The organism is Streptomyces sp. NPDC014991 (assembly GCF_043080665.1).
GTDB lineage: Bacteria > Actinomycetota > Actinomycetes > Streptomycetales > Streptomycetaceae > Streptomyces.
On sequence record NZ_JBIBVY010000005.1, the window covers coordinates 40,851 to 63,352 of the forward strand.

Sequence of the window (22,502 nt, forward strand, 5' to 3'; positions counted from 1 at the left end):
CCGGCGGGCTCACCTCAGACCGATCACGACCATGACCACGATCATGGCCGAGGCCAGGAAGAGGCCGAGCCGCCGCAGCATGTCCTGCGCGTCGCGCAGCTCTTCCGGCGGCTCGTTCTCGGGGTCTGACCACAGCATCCTTCCAGCGTGCGACGCCGGGGGCGGCGGTGCCTGAGTACCCGTACTCAAGTTGTGCCGGGCTGCCCCTCAGCTCGGCCAGTAGGTGCGGGTCCAGGATGCCGGGCCCGGCGCGGGTACGCGGGCGGCCGCGATCCGCGCCGGGTCGGCCCACGCGTCCTTCGGTCCCTCGGCGCCCGACGGCACCGTCGCCGCCGCCGCGGCGCGGACGCGGACCACCGCCAGGGCGGCGGCAAGCTCCTCCGGGGTCGGGTTGCCTCGTACGACCTTGATGTTCATGACCGCTCCCAGGGTCCGCGGGGCCTAGAGGGGGATGTTGCCGTGCTTCTTCGGAGGCAGGGATTCCCGCTTGGTGCGCAGTTGACGCAGCCCACGGACGATGTGGGCGCGGGTGTCCGACGGCATGATCACCGCGTCGATGTAGCCGCGCTCGGCCGCGACGTAGGGGTTGAGGAGGGTGTCCTCGTACTCCTGGATCAGCCGGGCGCGCACCGCCTCGGCGTCCTCGCCCGTCTCCGCCGCCTCGGCGATGGTCCGCCGGTGCAGGATGTTGACCGCGCCCTGGGCGCCCATGACGGCGATCTGGGCCGTGGGCCAGGCGAGGTTGAGGTCGGCACCGAGGTGCTTGGAGCCCATGACGTCGTAGGCGCCGCCGAAGGCCTTGCGGGTGATGACGGTGATCAGCGGGACGGTGGCCTCGGCGTAGGCGTAGATGAGCTTGGCACCGCGCCGGATGATGCCGTCGTGCTCCTGGCCGACGCCCGGCAGGAAGCCGGGGACGTCCACGAAGGTCAGCACCGGCAGGTTGAAGGCGTCGCAGGTCCGCACGAACCGCGCCGCCTTCTCGCTGGCGGTGATGTCCAGGCAGCCGGCGAACTGCATCGGCTGGTTGGCGACGATGCCGACGGGGCGGCCCTCGACCCGGCCGAAGCCGGTGAGGATGTTCGGTGCGAACAGCGCCTGCGTCTCGAAGAACTCGGCGTCGTCCAGGACGTGCTCGATCACCGTGTGCATGTCGTACGGCTGGTTGGCGCTGTCCGGTACGACGGTGTCCAGCTCACGGTCCTCCTCGCCGACGGCGAGGTCCGCCTCCTCGGGGAAGACCGGGGGTTCGGAGAGGTTGTTGGACGGCAGGTACGACAGCAGCTGCTTGACGTACTCGATGGCGTCCTTCTCGTCCCCGGCCATGTGGTGGGCCACGCCCGAGGCGGTGTTGTGGGTCCTGGCCCCGCCCAGCTCCTCGAAGCCGACGTCCTCGCCGGTGACGGTCTTGATGACGTCCGGGCCGGTGATGAACATGTGCGAGGTCTGGTCGACCATGACCGTGAAGTCGGTGATGGCCGGCGAGTAGACGGCACCGCCGGCGCACGGGCCGACGACCAGGCTGATCTGCGGGATGACCCCGGAGGCGTGGGTGTTGCGGCGGAAGATCTCGCCGTACGCGCCGAGGGAGGCGACTCCCTCCTGGATCCGGGCGCCGCCGGAGTCGTTGATGCCGATGACCGGGCAGCCGGTCTTCAGCGCGAAGTCCATGACCTTGACGATCTTCTGGCCGTAGACCTCGCCGAGCGCCCCGCCGAAGACGGTGAAGTCCTGCGAGAACACGGCGACCGGCCGGCCGTCCACCGTGCCGTACCCGGTGACGACACCGTCCCCGTACGGGCGGTTGCTCTCCAGCCCGAAATTGGTCGACCGGTGCCGGGCGAACTCGTCCAGCTCCACGAACGAGTCTTCGTCGAGCAGTAGTTCGATCCGCTCACGCGCCGTCAGCTTGCCCTTGGCGTGCTGCTTCTCGACGGCGCGCGCGGAGCCGGCGTGCGTCGCCTCGTGGATGCGCCGCTGGAGATCCGCGAGCTTGCCCGCGGTCGTGTGGATATCGATCTTTTCGATCTCGTGACGCTCTTCCGGCTCGGACATCGGGATGCGGCTCCCTGCCTGCTCAAAAGGGGGGACGGTTACTCATCCGTAGGGTAGTGGCGCGCCTACCGATCAGCACTGCGTCGTTTACCACACCTAGGGTGGCTTGCATGACGCCGCACAATCCATCAGACGACAGCCGCTGGTCCGATCTGGACCGCCCGCCTCTGAACGCCACGGCACTGCGGCGCGGGCTGATCCGGGAGGGCAGCCTCTACCGCGCCGTCGAGGTCGTGCAACGGACCGGGTCCACCAACTCCGACCTCGCCGCGTCGGCCGCCGCCGGCACCGCCGACGAGGGCACGGTCCTCGTGGCGGAGGAGCAGACGGCCGGCCGGGGCCGGCTGGACCGGCAGTGGACGGCGCCGCCGCGCTCCGGCCTCTTCTTCTCCGTCCTGCTCAAGCCCGCCGAGGTGCCGGTGGACCGCTGGGGCTGGCTCCCGCTGCTGACCGGGGTCGCCGTCGCGACCGGGCTGTCCCGGGCGGCCGGCGTCGACACGGCACTCAAATGGCCGAACGACCTGCTGCTGACCGTGGACGGCGAGGAACGCAAGGCCGGCGGCATCCTCGCGGAGCGGGCCGGCGCGGACGGCGTCGTCATGGGCGTCGGCATCAACGTCACCCTCCGCGCGGACGAACTCCCGGTCCCTCAGGCGGGCTCCCTGGCCCTGGCCGGTGCGCTCACCACGGACCGCGATCCACTGCTGCGGGCGGTGCTGCGGTCACTGGAGGACTGGTACCGGCGCTGGCGCGCCGCCGGCGGCGATCCCGGGGCGAGCGGCCTCCAGGAGACGTACACGGCGGGCTGCGCGACCCTCGGCCGGGTGGTGCGCGCGGAGCTGCCGGGCGACCGGTCGCTCGTGGGGGAGGCCGTGGCGCTGGACGGCGACGGGCGGCTGGTCATCGCCACGGAGGCGGGCGTGCAGGAACCGGTGGGGGCGGGGGACATCGTCCACCTGCGGCCCGCGTGACGGCGCGGGGGACCGCCGATCGGCCCGTATGAGGGCCCCGGTTGCCGGCCGGGTCCCCGCCGGTGCGGTGAACCGCGGTTCCTCAGGGGCGCATGGGGCGCGGGAAACCACGCGATCAGCCACGATGGACGAGCGGCCGGCAATGGTGACACGCCGCCCCCGGCCGGACGCCGGGGCCCCGGGACCGCAGGCCCCGGGGACCGCCCGCCGCAGCTCCGGGCACCGTTTTCACCCCGAACGACAGGCGTGCCGCCGGCCGAACCCGACGGAGTGAGCTGGCGCACACCTGCCGTAGAGTTGAGCGCGGTCGATACCTGACCGCGGCAGATCGGAAGGGCAGCAGGCGTGACCGTCGACGACACGGGCTCCGGCGCGGGCGGGGACGGCCGGTTGGACCCCCACGCCCCCGACACCGGCGAGGACCCGCTGGCCCTGCGGCTCGAACAGCTCATCCTGGGCGCCGAGCGCCGCTACACACCGTTCCAGGCCGCGCGCAGCGCCGGCGTCTCCATGGAACTGGCCTCCCGTTTCTGGCGGGCCATGGGCTTCGCGGACATAGGGCAGGCCAAGGCCCTCACCGAGGCGGACGTCCTCGCCCTGCGCCGCCTCGCCGGCCTGGTGGAGGCGGGCCTGCTGAGCGAGGCCATGGCGGTACAGGTGGCCCGGTCCACGGGCCAGACCACCGCCCGGTTGGCCGAGTGGCAGATCGACTCCTTCCTGGAGGGCCTGACCGAGCCCCCCGAGCCGGGCATGACGCGCACCGAGGTGACGTACCCGATCGTCGAGCTGCTCCTGCCCGAGCTGGAGGAGTTCCTGGTCTACGTCTGGCGCCGCCAGCTCGCCGCGTCGGCCGGCCGGGTCGTGCAGACCGCCGACGACGAGGAGATGGTCGACCGCCGGCTCGCCGTCGCCTTCGCCGACCTCGTGGGGTTCACCCGGCTCACCCGCCGGATGGAGGAGGAGGAGCTGGGCGAGCTGGTCGAGGCCTTCGAGACCACCGCCGCGGACCTCGTGGCGGCACGCGGCGGCCGGCTCATCAAGACCCTCGGCGACGAGGTGCTCTACGCGGCGGACGACGCGGGCACGGCCGCCGACATCGCGCTGCGGCTGGTGGAGACGCTGTCCCACGACGAGACGATGCCGGAACTCCGGGTGGGCATGGCGTTCGGCACGGTGACCACCCGGATGGGCGACGTGTTCGGTACGACGGTGAACCTGGCGTCCCGGCTGACCTCGATAGCCCCGCGCGACGCCGTCCTCGTCGACAGCGCCTTCGCCGAGGAGCTGATCCGCACCGGCGAGGCGCCCGCCTCGGAGGCGGAGGCGGCCGAGGCGGCGGCCGCCGCGGAGAAGGAGGGCGAGGACCCGCCGGTGTACCGCTTCGCGCTCCAGCCGATGTGGCAGCGCCCGGTGCGCGGGCTCGGCGTGGTCGAACCGTGGCTGCTCACGCGCCGCGACGACGCCCCCTGACCCACGACCCGCCCGCCGTACCGCTAGCCGCTCGTGTCCACGCACAGGCGGATCACCGGCAGGCAGATCTCGCCCGGACCGTGCTTCGGCGGGCGGTGACTCGGCGGCGGGCTCGGCGTGGGTGACGCCGTGGCGGATGCCGTCGGCGAGGGGCGCCCGGTAGTGCGGTGCGGGCCGGGGACGCCGGTGGGGCCGCTGGTCGGAACGCCGGTGGAGACGGTGGTCGGGACGCCGGTGGAGCCGGTGGTCGGTTCGGCGGTGCCGCCGGCCGGTGCGGTGGCCGTGCCCGGAGCGGCGGTGACCGGTGAACCGGATCCGATGGCCGACGGCGTTCCAGCGAGACCTCTGCCGCCCATGACGGAGGTCGCCGAGGGCAGCCCGGTGGGGGTGGCGGCCACACCGGCGACAGTCCTCGCCGACCGGTCCGGGACCCCGCCGCCCGGGCCGGGCCGGGGACCGGCCTCCGCCGTCCCCGGAGTTGCGACCCCCGGGTCCGGGGCTACCCGCACCAGGCTGAGCACCCCCGCGGCCAGCGCCAGAGCGCCGGCGGCGAGCAGCGCCCCGCGGGGCCGCGGCCTGCGGTGCCGGCCGCGCCGTACTCCCGACGGCTTTCCCGGCGCGTGTTCCCGCGCCGCCGCGGGCGGCGCAGATATCGGTGTCATGGGTCCCCTCCCCGCCGCGCGCCCGGGGGCGCGCCGTGGCGGAGCGCACGCTATGCGCTCCCGTGGGCGATACGGACCGGGACGACCGGGATGTCACTCGAACGGGTGTAGCCCCCTGGACTTCACGGGAGGGGGCAGGGCTGCGATGATCGAGCAGACGGTCAGTTAACCCGCGTTAACCGGAGGGGTGTCATGAGCGAGGAGCGGTTCGGGGAGTTCGTGCTGGTGCGACGGCACGGGCACGTCGCGGAGCTGGTGCTGGACCGGCCCAAGGCCATGAACGCCGTCTCGACGGAGATGGCCCGTTCCCTCGCGGGCGCCTGCGCCGCGCTCGCCGCCGACCGGGACGCCCGGGTGGTCGTCCTGACCTCGTCGCACGAACGGGCGTTCTGCGTCGGGGCGGACCTGAAGGAGCGGAACTCCTTCACCGACGCCGACCTCGTACGGCAGCGGCCGGTGGCGCGGGCGGCGTACACCGGGGTGCTGGAGCTGCCGATGCCGACGGTCGCCGCCGTGCACGGCTTCGCGCTGGGCGGCGGATTCGAGCTGGCGCTGTCCTGCGACCTGATCGTGGCCGACCGTACGGCCGTGGTGGGGCTGCCGGAGGTGTCCGTGGGCGTGATCCCGGGCGGCGGCGGTACGCAGCTGCTGCCGCGGCGGGTCGGGGCGGCGCGCGCGGCCGAGCTGATCTTCTCCGCGCGCCGGGTGGAGGCGGCCGAGGCGGTCGAGCTGGGCCTGGTGGACCGGCTGGTGGAAGAAGGGCGCGACCGCGAGGAGGCGCTGGCCCTGGGGGAGCGGATCGCCGGGAACTCCCCGGTGGGCTTGCGGGCGGCGAAGCGCGCCCTGCGGCTGGGACACGGGCTGGACCTGCGGGCCGGCCTCGAGGTGGAGGACGCGGCCTGGCGCTCGGTGGCGTTCTCGGGCGACCGGGCGGAAGGAGTAGCAGCCTTCAACGAGAAGCGCACCCCCCGCTGGCCCGGCGAGTAACCGCCCCAGAGCGCCCCCGAAGGGCCGCGGGGAACTGCGCGCTCAGCCGGCACCCCCCGCCCCCACGGCACGCATCCACCCCCGCCCCGCACACGGCAGCGCCCCCGAAGGGGCGCGGGGAACTGCGCGCCCGACCACGACCGGACCCGCACCGGAGGACGAACCCGCTCCCCACGGCACGCATCCACCCCCGCACACGGCAGCGCCCCCGAAGGGGCGCGGGGAACTGCGCGCCCGACCACGACCGGACCCGCACCCGGCAACGGCCCCCCGCCCCCACGGCACGCACCCCCGTACGCGGCAGCGCACGCGGCAGCGCGAATCGCCCGATTCATCCCTAACCTGGATGGATGGGTGAGGACAAGCGGCTCGTCGCCGTCGTGGCGCTGGCGCAGGGGATGGCGGCGGCGCACACCCCGCGGGAGTGCTGGCAGGCCGCGGCCGTCGGCGCCTGCCGCGCGCTGGACGGCAGCTTCGCCGCGCTGTCCGTGTGGGAGCGGGGCCTGGGCCGCCTGCGGGTCCTGGTCAACGTGGGGGACCGCGCCCCGGACGAGGAGCAGTTCCCGGAGTCCGAGGCGTACCCGGTGCACCAGTTCCCGGAGATCACCGAGTTCCTGCACGAGCGGTGGGCGGGCGGCGGCGGGCCCAACGCGTGGGTGGAGACGGCGGAGGGGGCCGCCGCCGGCACCCCCGGTTACCTGCATCAGCGGGTCGCCGCCCTGCGCCGCCGGGGCCGCGGCTGCTGCGTCGTCGCCCCCGTCGTCCTGCACGGCAGGGCGTGGGGTGAGCTGTATGTGGCCCGTGCGATCGGGGAGCCGCTGTTCGGCCGGCCGGACGCCGACTTCGCCACCGTGCTGGCCGCGGTCGTCGCCGCCGGGATCGCGCAGACCGAGCGGCTGGAGGAGGCCCGCCGGCTGGCGTTCACCGACGCGCTGACCGGCCTCGCCAACCGCCGTGCCGTGGACGTGCGCCTGGAGGAGGCCGTCGAGCGGCACCGTACGGAGGGGGTGGCGGTCAGTCTGGTCGTCTGCGACCTCAACGGGCTCAAGCGGGTCAACGACACCCTCGGCCACGCCGTCGGCGACCGTCTCCTCGAACGGTTCGGCTCGGTGCTGTCGCTGTGCGGGGCGATGGTGCCGGGCGCGCTGGCCGCGCGGCTGGGCGGGGACGAGTTCTGTCTGCTGGCGGTGGGGCAGTCCGCCGACGACGTCGCCAAGGCGGCGGGCGAACTGTGCCGGAGGGCGGCCGAGCTGGAGTTGGGGGAGGGGGTGGCGTGCGGGGTCGCCTCGACCGAGGACCCGATCGGGGAGGTGCGGGACGCCCGCCGGCTGTTCCGGCTCGCCGACGCCGCTCAGTACCGGGCCAAGGCGCTGCGGGCGGACCGGCCGGTGGTGGCGGGCCGGGAGGGACCGGACGATCCGGTCGTACGGTTGGCGGACGAGCCGCCGCCCGCGCGTGGCGAACGGCGCCGGTTCCGCGGGCGCCGGCCGTGAGGCGAAGCCCACACGTCGCGGTAAGGGTCACACCGGCACTCCACTAGTGACATCGCCGCATTCAATGCGTACGCTCCTGAATATGGATATGCACACTGTGGTGGTGGGGACGTCCGGTGTCACGGCGTCCGACGTTCTCGCCGTGGCGCGCGGCGGTGCCCGCATCGAACTGTCGGAGCAGGCGGTGGCGGCCCTCGCGGCGGCCCGGGAGATCGTGGACGCGCTGGCGGCGAAGCCCGAGCCGGTCTACGGCGTCTCCACCGGCTTCGGCGCGCTGGCGACCCGGCACATCAGCCCGGAGCTCCGTGCTCAGCTGCAGCGCAACATCGTCCGCTCGCACGCCGCCGGCATGGGGCCGCGGGTGGAGCGCGAGGTGGTACGGGCCCTGATGTTCCTGCGGCTGAAGACCGTCTGCTCCGGGCACACCGGCGTCCGGCCCGAGGTCGCGCAGACCATGGCCGACGTGCTGAACGCCGGGATCACCCCGGTCGTGCACGAGTACGGCTCCCTCGGCTGCTCCGGCGACCTCGCCCCGCTCTCCCACTGCGCCCTCACCCTGATGGGAGAGGGCGACGCGGAAGGCCCCGACGGCACCGTCCGCCCCGCGGGCGAGCTGCTCGCCGAGCACGGCATCCAGCCGGTCGAGCTGCGCGAGAAGGAGGGCCTGGCCCTCCTCAACGGCACCGACGGCATGCTCGGCATGCTGATCATGGCCCTCGCCGACCTCGACACCCTCTACAAGTCCGCCGACATCACCGCCGCCCTCAGCCTGGAGGCGCTGCTCGGCACGGACAGGGTGCTCGCGCCCGAGCTGCATGCCATCCGGCCGCACCCGGGCCAGGGCGCCAGCGCCGCCAACATGCTGGCCGTGCTCGAGGGTTCGCAGCTCACCGGGCACCACCAGGACGACGCGCCGCGCGTGCAGGACGCCTACTCGGTGCGCTGCGCCCCGCAGGTCGCCGGCGCCGGACGCGACACGATCGCGCACGCCCGCCTGGTCGCCGAGCGGGAACTCGCCTCCGCCGTCGACAACCCCGTGGTGCTTCCCGACGGCCGGGTGGAGTCCAACGGCAACTTCCACGGCGCCCCCGTGGCCTACGTCCTGGACTTCCTCGCCGTCGCCGCCGCCGACCTGGGCTCCATCGCCGAGCGCCGCACCGACCGGCTGCTGGACAAGAACCGCAGCCACGGTCTGCCGCCGTTCCTCGCCGACGACGCCGGCGTCGACTCCGGTCTGATGATCGCCCAGTACACGCAGGCCGCGCTGGTCAGCGAGATGAAGCGGCTCGCCGTACCGGCCTCCGCGGACTCCATCCCGTCCTCCGCCATGCAGGAGGACCACGTGTCCATGGGGTGGTCGGCCGCGCGCAAGCTGCGCACCGCCGTGGACAACCTCACCCGGATCATCGCCGTCGAGCTGTACGCGGCCACGCGGGCCGTCGAGCTGCGCGAGGGCCTCACCCCGGCGCCCGCCTCGCAGGCGGTCATCGAGGCCGTACGGGCCGCCGGTGTGCAGGGGCCCGGTCCGGACCGGTTCCTGGCGCCTGACCTGGCCGCCGCCGACGCGTTCGTGCGCAGCGGTGACCTCGTGACGGCCGCGGAGAAGGTCACCGGACCGCTCCGGTGAACGCGAAGGGGCCCCGGCTGCGGCCGGGGCCCCTTCACATCACGACGAACGTGCCGGACGAGGCGTCACTTCAGCTTGGCCGCCTGGGCCTTCACGACCGGGGCGGACACCGTGTAGGGCTTCTTGCCCATCATCGCGCCGATGTTGATCGTGGTGTAGACGGCGAGGGTGGAGCCGTGCCGCACGACCTCCGCGTGCAGCGGCAGGGCGCCGTCCTTGCCCGCGTCGTTGGTCGCGGTGAAGGCCACCGACGCGTCACCCGTGCCGGAGGACTTCTCCTCGGCGACCTTGGTGAACGTGCCCTTGTCGCCGGCCTGCCGGCCGGAGAAACCGCCCGCGCAGGCCTTGACCGCGTCGGAGACCGACGTCAGGGCCTGCTCCGCGCCGTTCCCGTCGTACGAGGCGAGGGTGACGACGGTGACGTCCAGGTCCATGGACTTGTTGATCGAGTCCTCGAACTTGCCGTCGGCCAGGTCGTCCCCGGACGTGGCGCCGCCCGTGGGGGCCTTCTTGTCCTGCGTGGCCATACGGCTGGTGTTCGCAGCCGGGTCGCCGGGCGCGATGCCGGTGAACGCCCGCAGCAGCGGCTCGCACTTGGCGTCGCCCGCCGTGACCTCGTCCTTGGCGGGCAGGCCGCCCTCGACGGCGCCGACCTTGAACCCGGGCACCTCGCCCTTGGCGATGATCAGTTTCTTCAGCTCGGCGGCGCTCAGCGCCTTCGTGGCCGGGTTCGCCGCGTCCTTGCCCTTGCCGTCCCCGGTGTCCTTCGACCCGTCGGCACAGCCCGTGACGAGGGCGAGCGACAGTACGCTCACAGCTGCGGTGGCGCACAGCCGCACGCCCGATGATCTCTTCATGTGCGAACTATGTGCGGGCTGCCAAAGATTCGTCAAGGACGATTAAAACCCAAGACGTTCCCGGCGCACCGAATACACGACGAAACCGGCGCCCACGGAGAGGAAAAGACTGCCCCCGACGACGTACGGGGTCGTGTCGGGGCTTCCCGTGTCGGCCAGTTCGGTGCCGTCCTCCGCCTCCCGCGCGGTGACCGCCGTGCCGGTGGTGTCGGTGGTCGCCGCGGTCACCGCTCTCGCCTGGGTGACCCGTGCCGGCGCGGACGTGTCCACCGCCCTGTCCTCCGGGGCGCTCTGCGAGGCGTTCGCGGACGGGACGAACCACAGGGCGCACAGCAGGGTGCCCGCGGCGGTGGCGGTCAGCAGCGGACGGCGAACGGATGACACGGAATATCGATCCCCTTGTGACGCTGGCGAATTGGCCGTGTGGGGCGATGTTAGTGAAAGGCGCGGGTCACAGGAAAGTCACGGGAGGTTTCGGCCGTACGCTCACGTCATGAGCACTGAAGAGACATCACGTTTTGTACGGCTTCGCGTGGAGCTGGTCCTGGAGGTGCAGGACGAGGACGAGGTGACCAAGGCCGCGCTGCGCCGCCTCGCCGCGGATCCTGAGCTGCCCGAGTCGGAGCGGGCCCAGGCCGAGAGCGCTGTGACCGAAGACACCGCGGAAGCCCTGGCGTATCTCGTGGACCCGTTCGACCTGGTCAGTGAGGTGCCAGGGGTGGAGCTCCAGCAGGCGTCCTGGTCCAGTGAGCGGGTCGACTACGACCCCGACTCGCCCGAGTGGGACCTGGACGAGGATGATGGGGCGGACGACGAGGAAGAGGGCGGCATCGGCTGAGCGTCCCGGGGCACCCATGACCCCGGACGGCAACCGCCGTCCGGGGTTTCGTCGTCCCAGGGGACGCACGGACCGAATCCCGCACCACCCGCGGACAGTGTTCCGCGGACGTGGTGTGCCCCACAGATCCACCGGATGTGGAACGGGACTGAGCGGCCGTAGCGTTGAAGGTCTTTACGGGGACACTCGGGGTTTTTTCGCGACTCGGCAACGATGGAGAAGCTTGTGATGACGGACAGTACGCGGCGCAGGGGCCTGATGGCCGCGTCCGCTCTGCTCGGCGGTGTGCTGGTGCTCACGGGGTGCTCCGGCGGCGACGACAACGCCTCCGGCAGCGGCGACTCCTCGCAGGCCAAGGCCGACGCGGCGGCGGCGAAGAAGTCGTCGGAGGCGCAGATCACGATCACGCCGAAGGACGGCTCCAACAACGCCTCGATCAACAACTCCGCGGCCGTCCGGGTGAGCAAGGGCACGCTCACCGCCGTCACGATGACCACGCAGGACGGCAAGACCGTCGCCGGTCAGCTCTCCGCCGACCGGAAGAGCTGGAAGCCGGGCGTCCAGCTGGAGCGCTCCACCACCTACCGCCTCGCCGCGGAGGCCAAGGACTCCGAGGGCCGCATAGCCCACGAGAACGCCTCCTTCACCACCGTCTCCCCGGCCAACAGCTTCATCGGCTCCTTCACCCCGGACAACGGCTCCACGGTCGGGGTCGGCATGCCGGTGTCGATCAACTTCGACAAGGCGATCACCAACAAGGCGGCCGTGCAGAAGGGCGTCACGGTCAGCTCCAGCAGCGGCCAGGAGGTCGCCTGTCACTGGTTCAACGCCAACCGCATGGACTGCCGCCCCGAGGAGTACTGGAAGGGCGGCTCCACCGTCACCCTGAAGCTGGCGCTCGACGGCGTCCAGGGCGCGGACGGCGTCTACGGCGTCCAGCAGAAGACGGTCACCTTCCACGTCGGCCGCAACCAGGTCACGTACGTCGACGCGAAGACCAAGCAGATGAAGATCACGCAGGACGGAAAGGTCGTCAAGAACATACCGATCTCCGCCGGTTCGCCCGACAACAAGACGTACGAGGGCCAGATGGTGATCTCCGAGAAGTTCAAGGAGACCCGGATGAACGGCGCGACGGTCGGCTTCACCGACGACGACGGCAAGGGCGAGTACGACATCAAGGACGTGCCGCACGCCATGCGCCTGACCACCTCCGGCACCTTCGTGCACGGCAACTACTGGGGCGCGCCCTCGGTGTTCGGCAACCTCAACACCAGCCACGGCTGCGTCGGCCTCCAGGACAAGAAGGGCGCCGGCGACCCGAGCACGCCGGCCGCGTGGTTCTACGACCACTCGCTGATCGGCGACGTCGTGGTCGTCCAGAACACCGGTGACAAGACGGTCGCCCCGGACAACGGCCTCAACGGCTGGAACATGGACTGGGCGCAGTGGAAGGCCGGTTCGGCCGTCTGACGCCCCTCCCCCCAGCTCTCCCGGTGCCGCCCCCAGGGGCGGCACCGGTGTTTCACGGACGCACTCGAACTCCTGTGCAAGGAGCGTGGGCCGACCTTCGTCGTGCGCCTGACGCCGCATAACGCCCTTGCTGGCAGAGGGACTTCGCAGTTGTGTAACGGTGTTCCGGCCGCCGCGTAACAGTTTCCTCCGGGCGCTCTCCCACCCCCCTTCCCTCTCTTGAGCCGTCTGATCACCCCCCGGCATACTTCGGGATCCGGGGGGCTGACGTGCAGACGTACGAGGCTTCCCCCGGCCGGGTGAACAGGGAATTCACCCGGTACACCATCTCCAGGGGGAGATCTTGCGCAGACAAGTGAAAAGAGCGGCTGCGGCCACCGTGGCAACGGCCGCAGCAGTCGCCCTCGCAGCGGGCATGACCAGCCCGGCGTCGGCGAAGCCCACAGGGGCCCCGGCGGCCGGCACCGCCGCCCCGACGTCCAGCGCCAGGCACCACGTCACCCTCATCACCGGTGACCGCGTCGCCCTCGACGCCAAGGGCCGCATCGTCGGCCTGGAGCGGGCCGAGGGACGCGAGCACATACCCTTCCAGGTCCGCAGGACCGCCGGACACACGCTGGTCGTCCCCGCAGACGCGGCCCACCTGGTCGCCTCCGGCACGCTGGACCAGCGCCTGTTCGACATCACCGAGCTGAACAAGGCCGCCACCCGCAAGGCCCAGAAGAACGGCCTGAAGGTCATCGTCGGCTACCGCGGCGCCGCCGCCACCGCAAAGGCCGGCGTGCGCGACGCGGGCACCCTGCGCCGCAGTCTGAAGGCGCTCAACGCGGACGCCGTGCAGACCCCGGTCAAGGACACCACCGACCTGTGGCACGCGGTCACCGACGGCAGCCGGTCCGCCTCCGGCATCGCGCACGTCTGGCTCGACGGCGTCCGCAGAGCCAGCCTCGACAAGTCCGTGCCGCAGATCGGCGCCCCCACCGCCTGGAAGGCCGGCTACACCGGCAAGGGCATCAAGGTCGCCGTCCTGGACACCGGTGTGGACGCCACCCACCCCGACCTGAAGAACCAGGTCATCGAGGCACGGAACTTCACCGCCGCAGCCGACGCCACCGACCACTTCGGGCACGGCACGCACGTCGCGTCCATCGTGGCGGGCACCGGCGCCAAGTCGGGCGGCAAGTACAAGGGTGTCGCCCCCGACGCCAAGATCCTCAACGGCAAGGTCCTGGACGACACCGGCTCCGGTGACGACTCCGGCATCCTCGCCGGCATGGAGTGGGCGGCCTCCCAGGGCGCCTCCGTCATCAACCTGAGCCTCGGCGGCTACGACACCCCCGAGATCGACCCCCTCGAGGCCGAGGTCAACAAGCTCTCCGCCGAGAAGGGCGTCCTGTTCGCGATCGCCGCGGGCAACGACGGCCCCCAGTCGATCGGTTCGCCGGGCAGCGCGGACGCCGCGCTCACCGTCGGCGCCGTCGACAAGAAGGACAAGCTCGCCGACTTCTCCTCCACCGGCCCGCGCGTCGGCGACGGCGCCATCAAGCCGGACGTCACCGCGCCCGGCGTGGACATCACCGCCGCCGCGGCCAAGGGCAGCGTCATCGACGAGGAGGTCGGCGAGAAGCCCGAGGGCTACCTGACCATCTCCGGCACCTCGATGGCCACCCCGCACGTCGCGGGCGCAGCGGCCATCCTGAAGCAGGAGCACCCCGACTGGGGCTACGCCGAGCTGAAGGGTGCCCTGACCGGCTCCGCCAAGGACGGCAAGTACACCGCGTTCCAGCAGGGTACGGGCCGCATCCAGGTCGACAAGGCCATCAAGCAGTCGATCGTCGCCGAACCCGTGTCGGTGGCCTTCGGTGTGCAGCAGTGGCCCCACACCGACGACAAGCCGGCCACCAGGAAGCTGACCTACCGCAACCTCGGTGCCAAGGACGTCACGCTCACCCTCACCAGCAGCGCCACCGACCCCAAGGGCGCGGCGGCCCCGTCGGGCTTCTTCAAGCTCGCCGCGACGAAGGTCACCGTCCCGGCGCACGGCAAGGCCTCGGTCGGCCTCACCGTCAACACCAAGCTGGGTGGCACCGTCGACGGCGCCTACTCCGCGTACGTGACGGCGACGGGCGGCGGCCAGACGGTCCGCACGGCCGCCGCGGTGCAGCGCGAGGTGGAGTCGTACACGGTCACTTTCAGGCACACCGGCCGTGACGGGAAGCCGACCGGCGTCTACGACACCGAACTGCTCGGCTACACCGGCCTCGGCAAGGGCCTGGACTTCACGGCCCGGCCCACCGATTCCGGGGTCACGACCCTGCGCCTGCCGAAGGGCACGTACCTGCTGGACTCGTGGATCACCAAGGACTTCAGCACCTTCGACGGCGGTCTTGACTGGCTGGTGCAGCCGAAGCTGAGCGTCAGCAAGGACACCACGGTGACACTGGACGCCCGCACCACCGAGTCGGCCGACATCAGCGTGCCGGACGCACAGGCCAAGCCGCATTCCGCGATGATCGACTACCTGTATGGTCCGGCGGGCATCGGGACCGGCATCGATCTGGACAGCTTCGACAATCTGCGCATGGCGCACGTGGGGCCTGAGGTCCCCAACGGTCTGACCCAGACCTGGAGCGGTCAGTGGACCAAGGGCGACAACGCCGAGTACGACGTGGCCACCACTGCGCAGGTGAAGAAGATCCAGGGCAGGAAGGTCCGCCACTTCAAGGCCGCCGAACTTGCCACGGTCAAGAACACGATCGGCGCCGGCGCCTCCGGCAAGACCGGCGGAGTCGGTGTCTCGGGCGTCATGGGTGGCAACATGGTCTTCGGCGACCTCGTGGAGCAGAAGCTGCCCGGCACGCGGACCGTGTACCTCTCGACCATCGACGGAGCCCGGTGGAGCTTCGACGTCACCCAGTTCGCGAGTCACGACGCTGACGGATACCCCGTGGCGGACGCCTTCTACACGCTCGGCGAACCCCAGATCTTCAAGGCGGGCCAGACCTACTCGAAGACGTTCAACACGGCCGTGTTCGGGCCGCACCTCAACTCCGACTTCGGCCTTTACCGCGACGGCAACAGCATCTCCGGCCTCATCCCGCTGGTCGCCGACGGCAAGACCCACGCGGGTTCCTCCGACTTCACCTCGGTCACCTCGACCCTGTACCGCAACGGCACCAAGGTCGGCTCGAACGACGACCCGCTGTTCGGTGAGAAGGCGTTCAAGGTCCCGGCGGGCGACGCCGAGTACAAACTGACGACGTCGGTCAAGCGCAGCGTCAAGATCGCGGCGGCATCCACCCGCATCGACACGAGCTTCACGTTCCGCTCGAAGAAGACCGCGGAGATGGTGAAGCTTCCCGCCTCCGTCGCCCGCTTCGCGGCGACCACCGGCCTGGACAACCGGGTCAAGGCCGGCAAGACGGTCGCGATCCCCGTGATCGTCGAGGGCTCGGCCAAGGGCAGCAACCTCAAGTCGCTGTCGGCGTACGTGTCCTACGACTACGGCCGGACCTGGAAGAAGGTCAATGTGGTCAACGGCAAGATCAAGGTCAAGAACCCGGCGAAGGGGAAGGCTGTCTCCTTCCATGCGGATATCGCCGACAAGAAGGGCAACAAGTCGACTGTCTCGATCTACAACGCCTACTACGGGAAGTAGTTCCTGAACAGTGAGAGGCATGCCGGAGTAGGACTTCCGGCATGCCTTTCGTTTCGGTTGGGCAGGACAATTCACCGGCAGATGCCAGCTGACCCAGACGTGAATTGCAGGGCGGGCGAACCCGACTTGTATCCGGTGTCGAACTTGGTTTCGAAGCACACGGTGATGGGTGGGGCCCAACCTCCGAACGAGATGCGCAGTGACTTATTGCTGGCGCTGAGCATGCCGTAATAGCGAGTTGTGCTTTCGGCCGTGTTCGTGCACTTGTACCAGGTGCCGTAGGCCTGTGGGGGATCGGGTAGCTCGGTGCAGGTGGCCGTGTTGGCCTGAGCTGATGCCGGGGGTACCGAGATGGCCAGGGAAGCCGTTGCCAGACAGGCGGCTGCGGCGAGTGCTGTGACGGTTCGTTTCATTGCACATCCTTGATGACGGCGATGATGTGCCATACGGCGATCACATGGGCGAGAGCGGCGGCCCACCAACCCCACAACTCTACTTTCCGGCCTCGAAGCGAGCGTATTGCCGTCGACCAGTGCATCAGGAGCAGGAGGGCTGCGAGGGCCCAGAGGGGCCAGCTGATGAACGCAGCCCAACTGCGGGACCCGAACGCATAGTCGAGGCAGAGCGGGACGGCGAAAAGGGCGGTGGTCACGACCCAGTCGAGTGTGCCGACGTAGGTGCTCGCGTCCTTGCCTTCGTGGCGCATCGTGTACATGAGTTCCCAGAGGTGCGGTCGGCGTGGGCCGCTCTACGATCGGGCGAAGAGCGGCCATCATGCAGGTCCCGGACTACGACGCCGCGTTCCTGAGGATCGTGTAGATCGTGTAGAGGTCATAGCCCCAGCTGATGACCCAGCGGATCGCGCGGGGGACCTTGTCGTTGTACCAGTCCTTGAACTTGCTGTAGCTGGCCCTCGCGGCGGCCGCCCAGCCTCTGACCTTCTTGAGCAGCTTGATGATGCCCGAAAGGCGGCTCTGGACCACGACATCGGTAGTGGTGTCGCTGGAGTAGAGCGCGTCGCGCTCGGCGCTGGTCAGGTCGGCTTCGGCCAGGAGTGCCTGTCCCTCGGCCGAGTTGAGGTAACTGACGAACTCGGTGTGGTTGGTGACATCCGCGTCCGAGGCGGGGGCTGCCGGGAGGGAGCGGGCAACAGTGGTGTTTTCCTGCGCCGCCATGGCGGTAGGCGCTCCGAAGCCGACGGTGACCGCCACGAGTGCGGTGGCCACACCTATACGGATCTGCTTGCGAGTCACTAAGATAGCCTTTCGGGTAAGACGGGTGCGGGCCCCCTTCGGCGCACTTGATGGCCTGGAAACCGTGTGCGACGGAGTGGGGTCCGCGCCCGGCCGAGCGCCGGGTTCAACAGAAAATTACGCGGCGGAACGATCACGAGCAAGAAAATCACCAAGCTTGTCCAAAACGGCGCAGGTGGCTGGAGCTGGCGTCTTTCGGGAATCCCCAGGCCTGCGGCCTGTGATCGACTGAAGCCGTAGAGTGTGCATGTGTGGCGCGCTTGGCTGGTTCCCGTCTGACGGAATTCGTGGCTCCAATTGTGTCCCCTGGTCATGGGGAGGGTCTCGGCGGATCCGTTCTGCGCGCCGCATTCATGTAACTCAGCGCCGTGTGCTCTGGAATTGTTACTCGGGTGAGTAAGGCAGCCGCCCGGGCGAAGGGTCGCTGAGCGTTGAGCGACACCAGCGACGGAAGTGGGGCGTCCGGTGGGCGTTGCGTGTCTCTGTGGGCCCATGACCACACAGACCGTTGAGTACATTCGCTACCGCACCCGCAGGACCGCGCAGTGGAGTTCCTCGCCGCGTACACCTGCGCCACCACCCAGCTCGCTGCCGCGGCCCGGATACCTCAAGACCATCTCGGCGCACCCGGCGGTCTCTGACGAGCGGTCACCTTGGGCCGACGCGCTGAACCCCGATGCGACAGAAGCCGTTGGTAACGGGCCGTAGGCCACCCGCTTGCCTTTCGCATCTGCCTGGTGGGTGTGCGGGCCGATTCGGCGGCCAACTCACCTCGGCACACAGCGTGCCCTCAGACCGATGGCGCCGAGCTCCCCGACCGGATGGCGTCCGCGCCCCAGCTCGCCAGCAGACGCAGCGCCTCCGCCGAGGGCGAGGCCGGCTCCGCGTGGTAGATCAGCATGCTCTGCTCGCTGTCGTCGGGCAGCCGGAACGACTCGAACTGCAGGGCCAGGTCACCCATCAGGGGATGATGCAGCAGCTTCACGCCGTGGCTCTTCTCCTTGACGTCGTGCGTGGCCCACAGCCGCCGGAACTCCTCGCTCTTCACGGACAGCTCACCCACCAGGGCGGACAGCCGCGGGTCGTCCGGATGGCAGCCCGCGTCCATGCGCAGCGCGCACACGATGTCGATCGCTTTTTGCTCCCAGTCCACGAACAGCTCGCGGTACTGGGGGCGCAGGAAGACGAGCCGCGCCCAGTTCCGCTCTGCCGGCGGCAGCTCCGACCAGTCGCCGAAGACCGCGGCCGCCATCCGGTTCCACGCCAGGATCTCCGTGCGCCGTCCCACGACGTACGACGGAACGCCGTCCATCGTGTCCAGCAGCTGTCGCAGCGACATCCGCACCTGCTGGGACCGGGCCGAGAACTTCTTCTTGTGCTGCTTGGGCTTCGCGAGGTGAGTAAGGTGCGCGTGCTCCGCGTCCGTCAGCCGCAGGGCGCGGGCGATCGAGCCCAGCACCTCCGCCGACACGTTCTTCCCGTTGCCCTGCTCGAGCCGGGTGTAGTACGCCACCGACACCCCGGCCAGCTGCGCCAGCTCCTCGCGGCGCAGCCCCGGCACCCGGCGGTGCCGTCCGAAGTCGGGCAGACCCACGTCCTCCGGCTTCAGCCGGGCGCGCCGGCTGCGCAGGAACTCGCTCAGCTCCGCCCGCCGGTCCAGCGTCCGGCCGGTGCCGGCCGCGCCGTCCGGCTGCTCGTCCCTGCTGCTGTCCATACGTCCAGTATTCCTGGTCGTACGCACAGGAGCCTGACCCCGTCAATGGTAGGCACGGCAGTCGTACGCAAAGGCGTGGTCTGGGTGACCGGCCGTCCGCGGGGCAGGCTGGACGCCGTGCCCGGCCGGAAGGCGGCCGGGCACGCGAGACAGCTAGGAGACCCCCGGCATGACCACTGTTGCCGCGTACGCCGCGCCCGCCGCGAAGGCCCCGCTGGAGCGGACGACCATCGAGCGCCGCGCGGTCGGCGAGTACGACGTCCTGATCGACATCAAGTTCGCCGGCATCTGCCACTCCGACATCCACCAGGTCCGCGAGGGCTGGGGTGAGGCGATCTTCCCCATGGTCCCCGGCCACGAGATCGCGGGCGTCGTCGCCGAGGTCGGCCCCGGCGTGACCAGGTTCCGGGCCGGCGACCGGGTGGGCGTCGGCTGCATGGTCGACTCCTGCCGCGAGTGCGAGAACTGCCTCAAGGGCCTGGAGCAGTACTGCCTCAAGGGCATGGTCGGCACCTACAACGCCGTCGGCAAGGACGGCGAGCCCACCTACGGCGGCTACTCCGAGAAGATCGTCGTCGACGAGAACTACGTGGTCCGCATCCCCGACGGCCTGTCCCTGGACGTGGCCGCGCCGCTGCTGTGCGCGGGCATCACGACCTACTCCCCGCTGCGCCACTGGAACGCCGGCCCCGGCAAGAAGGTCGCGGTCGTCGGTCTCGGCGGCCTCGGTCACATGGCCGTCAAGATCGCGCACGCCATGGGAGCCGAGGTCACGGTCCTCTCCCAGTCGCTGCGCAAGAAGGACGACGGCCTCAAGCTCGGCGCGGACCACTACCACGCCACCAGTGACCCGAAGACCTTCGAGGAGCTGGCCGGCAGCCTCGACCTGATCGTCTCGACGGTGTCCGCCCCGATGGACTTCGACGCGCTCCTGTCGCTGCTGAAGGTGGAAGGCGCCCTGGTGAACGTCGGCGCGCCCGAGGAGCCGGTCGCCCTCAACCTGTTCTCGGTGATCGGCGGCCGCAAGACCCTGGCGGGTTCCATGATCGGCGGCATCCAGGAGACCCAGGAGATGCTCGACTTCTGCGCCGAGCACGGCATCGGCGCCGAGATAGAGCTGATCAGCGCCGCCGAGGTCAACGAGGCGTACGAGCGGGTGCTGGCCAGCGACGTCCGCTACCGCTTCGTCATCGACACGGCGACCATCTGACCGACGGGCGTCCGCACCGGTGCGGAGGGGGCCGACGGGGGCGCGAGAACGCACCCGACCGGCCCCGCCCGTCCCGTCGGGCCCGGGCGAATCCGCCGTCCGGGTTCGTGCGTCTCCCGGTAGCGGTCCAGCACCCACTCGACGAACGCCCTGGGCTCCTCCGTGCAACCGAGCCGGATGAACGTCGCGGCCGTGTCCTCCCCTTCCTCCTGATCAGCGTGCTGGTGGTGGACATCGCCACCGGTTCGCCGGCCTACGGACGGCGCGCCCGATCCTCCTCCGTGCGGCTGACCCGGCACGGCGCACCTCCTGAGAACACCTGCCTGCTGTCGGACCGTGCCGGACCCGCGCCGACACCGAAGGACCGTGCGCCGATCCTTCTCGATGCGCCGCCCACCCGGCGGCAGAGCGGGCACGGAATCGCCTGGAACCCTCGCGCGTTGAGGAGGGTGGGCGTGAGATGCCGGTGGTGTGCGAGCCGAGTAGCCCGAGTGACCGAGCCGAGAGATATGGGAGGGCCGCAATGGCCGCGCAGACGCAGAGGGCCGTGCTGGCAGGCGGATGCTTCTGGGGGATGGAGGAGCTGATCCGCCGGCTCCCGGGCGTGACCGCGACCCGGGTCGGATACACCGGGGGTGACGTGCCGAACGCGACGTACCGCAACCACGGCACGCACGCGGAGGCCATCGAGATCCTCTTCGATCCCGAGAAGACCGACTTCCGCGCGATCCTGGAGTTCTTCTTCCAGATCCACGACCCGAGCACCCAAAACCGCCAGGGCAACGACATCGGCCTCAGCTACCGCTCGGCGATCTACTACGTGGACGACGAGCAGAAGCGGATCGCCGAGGACACGATCGCGGATGTGGACGCCTCCGGACTGTGGCCGGGCAAGGTCGTCACCGAGGTGGAGCCGGTCGGCCCCTTCTGGGAGGCCGAACCCGAACACCAGGACTACCTTCAGCGTTACCCGGACGGCTACACCTGCCACTTCCCCCGCCCGGGATGGCGGCTGCCCGCCCGCGCCGAGGGCTGACCGCGCGGCCGCCCGGCGGAAGGTGAGGACCGACCGGGGGCGGGCGCCGGCCACCCGGCCGGCGCCCGCCCCCGCGGGACGTCCGGGAGCCCGCGGCACCCCGGTCAGGCCCGCTCCGCCACCGTCTGCGCCACCGTGTCGCGCACCTGGCAGTAGTACCCGGCCATGTCCCCCCGATAGCGCCACGGCAGCGCGTTCACATACCCGTCGACCAGCCTGAACTGCTCCAGCGCCGCCTCGTCGCGGTCCTGGAGGTGCAGGTAGAAGGCCAGCAGGTGGCGCAGCTCCGGCAGCCGCGGGTGGGCCGGATCCGCCGCCGCCGCATCCGTGAGGGCCGCCTCCACCCGGGCCCGCATCACCGGCGTGTTGTCGGCGGCGGTGTCCTCCGACTCGTCGTGCTCGAAGTGCGCGATGAGCGGCAGCGCCGTCAGCAGGCTTCCCGGCGGCGCGTCCGCCGCCGCCCGCTGGGCGAACTCGGACGCCAGCCGCTCGGAGCCCCGCCACTTCGCGCACCAGTACTGCAACGCCGAGAAGTGCGCCTCGTAGTGGTGCGGGGCCCGGGCGGTGATCTCGCCCCACAGCTTGTCCATCTCGGCGTTCGGACAGCCGAGCCCCAGCGCCACCCATATCTCCGCGATGTACGGCGTCGGGTCGTCGGGGTTCAGCTCGGCCGCCTTCGCGATCTCCTCGCGGGCGGCGGCCAGCATCCGGTGGAAGCCGTCGAACTGCTCCCGCGTCGTGTACTGGGCCTTCTTCCCGCCCCTCAGCTCCCAGGCCAGGATCACCGTGCTGCGCGCCCGGACCACGGCCGCGTCCGGGGCACCGGGCCGTGCCGCCTCCCAGGCCAGCAGCCACGCGTCTTCCTCGGCCGCGCGCTCCGCCAGCACATAGGCGACCGCCGACCGGCGCTCCCAGTCCCGGCCGATCGCGGCGAGCAGCTCGGCGGCCGGCCGCCAGTCGCCGCCGCGCACCGCGTCCAGTACGGCGGCCCACTCCGCCGGCAGCGGCGCGGCGAGGTCGGTGTTCTGCCGCTCCGGGGGCAGCAGGCCGAGCTTCTCGGCGGCCTGCGCGGCCTGCGTGCCGTCGTCGGGGGTCGGGGAGAAGAACTCCTTCAGGAAGACCCCGGTCAGCCACAGCACGAAGAGCAGTGTGGGCACGGCCAGGGCGGCGAGGATCCAGAGGAGGACGGTCATCGGGG

The 22,502-nt window shown here is 70.9% G+C and carries 21 protein-coding genes; 10 read left to right on the forward strand and 11 right to left on the reverse strand.

The window, feature by feature from the left end:
* Nucleotides 1-9: 9 nt before the first annotated feature.
* The 3 genes from mmpB to ACF1BE_RS10600 all read right to left on the reverse strand — a co-directional run bounded on the left by mmpB (nucleotide 10) and on the right by ACF1BE_RS10600 (nucleotide 2,055).
* Nucleotides 10-138, reverse strand: a complete 129-nt coding sequence (mmpB, locus tag ACF1BE_RS10590; protein WP_392198616.1) for a morphogenic membrane protein MmpB — start codon at nucleotides 136-138, stop codon at nucleotides 10-12.
* A gap of 69 nt (nucleotides 139-207) precedes the next feature.
* Nucleotides 208-417: an acyl-CoA carboxylase epsilon subunit gene (locus ACF1BE_RS10595; protein WP_392198617.1), complete on the reverse strand. Its 210-nt coding sequence runs from the start codon at nucleotides 415-417 to the stop codon at nucleotides 208-210.
* Nucleotides 418-441: 24 nt separating this feature from the next.
* The gene (locus ACF1BE_RS10600) at nucleotides 442-2,055 is read right to left on the reverse strand and encodes an acyl-CoA carboxylase subunit beta (RefSeq protein ID WP_392198618.1); all 1,614 of its coding nucleotides are present in this window, start codon (nucleotides 2,053-2,055) and stop codon (nucleotides 442-444) included.
* Nucleotides 2,056-2,165: 110 nt separating this feature from the next.
* On the opposite strand from ACF1BE_RS10600, the gene ACF1BE_RS10605 reads away from it, so the two are divergent.
* Nucleotides 2,166-3,026, forward strand: coding sequence for a biotin--[acetyl-CoA-carboxylase] ligase (locus tag ACF1BE_RS10605; protein WP_392198619.1), 861 nt, complete (start codon nucleotides 2,166-2,168; stop codon nucleotides 3,024-3,026).
* Nucleotides 3,027-3,371: 345 nt separating this feature from the next.
* Nucleotides 3,372-4,496 (forward strand): adenylate/guanylate cyclase domain-containing protein, encoded by a 1,125-nt coding sequence (locus tag ACF1BE_RS10610; protein ID WP_392198620.1) that lies wholly within the window; start codon nucleotides 3,372-3,374, stop codon nucleotides 4,494-4,496.
* 23 nt (nucleotides 4,497-4,519) lie between these two features.
* Here the strand turns inward: ACF1BE_RS10610 and ACF1BE_RS10615 are convergent, their stop codons facing one another.
* A complete protein-coding gene (locus ACF1BE_RS10615; protein WP_392198621.1) occupies nucleotides 4,520-5,158 on the reverse strand; it encodes a hypothetical protein in 639 nt (212 codons plus the stop codon).
* A gap of 192 nt (nucleotides 5,159-5,350) precedes the next feature.
* Here ACF1BE_RS10615 and ACF1BE_RS10620 point away from each other — a divergent pair, with 192 nt between their 5' ends.
* The 3 genes from ACF1BE_RS10620 (at nucleotide 5,351) to hutH (ending at nucleotide 9,265) form a co-directional block, all read left to right on the forward strand.
* Nucleotides 5,351-6,145 (forward strand): enoyl-CoA hydratase/isomerase family protein, encoded by a 795-nt coding sequence (locus tag ACF1BE_RS10620; RefSeq protein ID WP_392198622.1) that lies wholly within the window; start codon nucleotides 5,351-5,353, stop codon nucleotides 6,143-6,145.
* Between the two features lie 350 nt (nucleotides 6,146-6,495).
* Nucleotides 6,496-7,638: a diguanylate cyclase domain-containing protein gene (locus ACF1BE_RS10625; RefSeq protein WP_392198623.1), complete on the forward strand. Its 1,143-nt coding sequence runs from the start codon at nucleotides 6,496-6,498 to the stop codon at nucleotides 7,636-7,638.
* An 88-nt stretch (nucleotides 7,639-7,726) separates the two neighbouring features.
* A complete protein-coding gene (gene hutH, locus ACF1BE_RS10630) occupies nucleotides 7,727-9,265 on the forward strand; it encodes a histidine ammonia-lyase (RefSeq protein ID WP_392198867.1) in 1,539 nt (512 codons plus the stop codon).
* Between the two features lie 65 nt (nucleotides 9,266-9,330).
* Here the strand turns inward: hutH and ACF1BE_RS10635 are convergent, their stop codons facing one another.
* Together ACF1BE_RS10635 and ACF1BE_RS10640 are read right to left on the reverse strand one after the other, a co-directional pair.
* On the reverse strand, nucleotides 9,331-10,122 hold the full coding sequence (locus ACF1BE_RS10635; protein WP_392198624.1) for a hypothetical protein: 792 nt from the start codon (nucleotides 10,120-10,122) through the stop codon (nucleotides 9,331-9,333).
* A gap of 42 nt (nucleotides 10,123-10,164) precedes the next feature.
* Nucleotides 10,165-10,506, reverse strand: coding sequence for an LAETG motif-containing sortase-dependent surface protein (locus tag ACF1BE_RS10640; protein ID WP_392198625.1), 342 nt, complete (start codon nucleotides 10,504-10,506; stop codon nucleotides 10,165-10,167).
* 109 nt (nucleotides 10,507-10,615) lie between these two features.
* On the opposite strand from ACF1BE_RS10640, the gene ACF1BE_RS10645 reads away from it, so the two are divergent.
* The 3 genes from ACF1BE_RS10645 (at nucleotide 10,616) to ACF1BE_RS10655 (ending at nucleotide 16,091) form a co-directional block, all read left to right on the forward strand.
* Entirely contained in the window at nucleotides 10,616-10,960 is a 345-nt protein-coding gene (locus tag ACF1BE_RS10645; RefSeq protein WP_356818426.1) for a hypothetical protein, read from the forward strand.
* A gap of 228 nt (nucleotides 10,961-11,188) precedes the next feature.
* Complete coding sequence (locus ACF1BE_RS10650) at nucleotides 11,189-12,433, forward strand: Ig-like domain-containing protein (protein WP_392198626.1); 1,245 nt, start codon at nucleotides 11,189-11,191, stop codon at nucleotides 12,431-12,433.
* A 415-nt stretch (nucleotides 12,434-12,848) separates the two neighbouring features.
* Nucleotides 12,849-16,091: a S8 family serine peptidase gene (locus ACF1BE_RS10655; protein ID WP_392198627.1), complete on the forward strand. Its 3,243-nt coding sequence runs from the start codon at nucleotides 12,849-12,851 to the stop codon at nucleotides 16,089-16,091.
* A 71-nt stretch (nucleotides 16,092-16,162) separates the two neighbouring features.
* Here ACF1BE_RS10655 and ACF1BE_RS10660 read toward each other — a convergent pair whose 3' ends face one another.
* From ACF1BE_RS10660 to ACF1BE_RS10675, 4 genes are all read right to left on the reverse strand, one after another.
* A complete protein-coding gene (locus ACF1BE_RS10660; RefSeq protein ID WP_392198628.1) occupies nucleotides 16,163-16,504 on the reverse strand; it encodes a hypothetical protein in 342 nt (113 codons plus the stop codon).
* Nucleotides 16,501-16,806, reverse strand: coding sequence for a hypothetical protein (locus tag ACF1BE_RS10665; protein WP_392198629.1), 306 nt, complete (start codon nucleotides 16,804-16,806; stop codon nucleotides 16,501-16,503). The genes ACF1BE_RS10660 and ACF1BE_RS10665 overlap by 4 nt, the downstream gene beginning before the upstream one ends.
* Nucleotides 16,807-16,879: 73 nt before the next feature.
* Nucleotides 16,880-17,317 carry a hypothetical protein gene (locus ACF1BE_RS10670; protein WP_392198630.1) on the reverse strand — a complete coding sequence of 146 codons (438 nt, stop codon included), beginning with the start codon at nucleotides 17,315-17,317 and terminating at the stop codon, nucleotides 16,880-16,882.
* Nucleotides 17,318-18,134: 817 nt separating this feature from the next.
* Entirely contained in the window at nucleotides 18,135-19,058 is a 924-nt protein-coding gene (locus tag ACF1BE_RS10675; protein ID WP_392198631.1) for a helix-turn-helix transcriptional regulator, read from the reverse strand.
* A 169-nt stretch (nucleotides 19,059-19,227) separates the two neighbouring features.
* Here ACF1BE_RS10675 and ACF1BE_RS10680 point away from each other — a divergent pair, with 169 nt between their 5' ends.
* Both ACF1BE_RS10680 and msrA read left to right on the forward strand, forming a co-directional pair.
* Nucleotides 19,228-20,268 (forward strand): NAD(P)-dependent alcohol dehydrogenase, encoded by a 1,041-nt coding sequence (locus ACF1BE_RS10680; RefSeq protein WP_392198632.1) that lies wholly within the window; start codon nucleotides 19,228-19,230, stop codon nucleotides 20,266-20,268.
* Between the two features lie 523 nt (nucleotides 20,269-20,791).
* Nucleotides 20,792-21,304, forward strand: a complete 513-nt coding sequence (gene msrA, locus ACF1BE_RS10685) for a peptide-methionine (S)-S-oxide reductase MsrA (RefSeq protein WP_392198633.1) — start codon at nucleotides 20,792-20,794, stop codon at nucleotides 21,302-21,304.
* A gap of 104 nt (nucleotides 21,305-21,408) precedes the next feature.
* Here msrA and ACF1BE_RS10690 read toward each other — a convergent pair whose 3' ends face one another.
* Complete coding sequence (locus tag ACF1BE_RS10690; RefSeq protein ID WP_392198634.1) at nucleotides 21,409-22,497, reverse strand: hypothetical protein; 1,089 nt, start codon at nucleotides 22,495-22,497, stop codon at nucleotides 21,409-21,411.
* Nucleotides 22,498-22,502 lie beyond the last annotated feature (5 nt).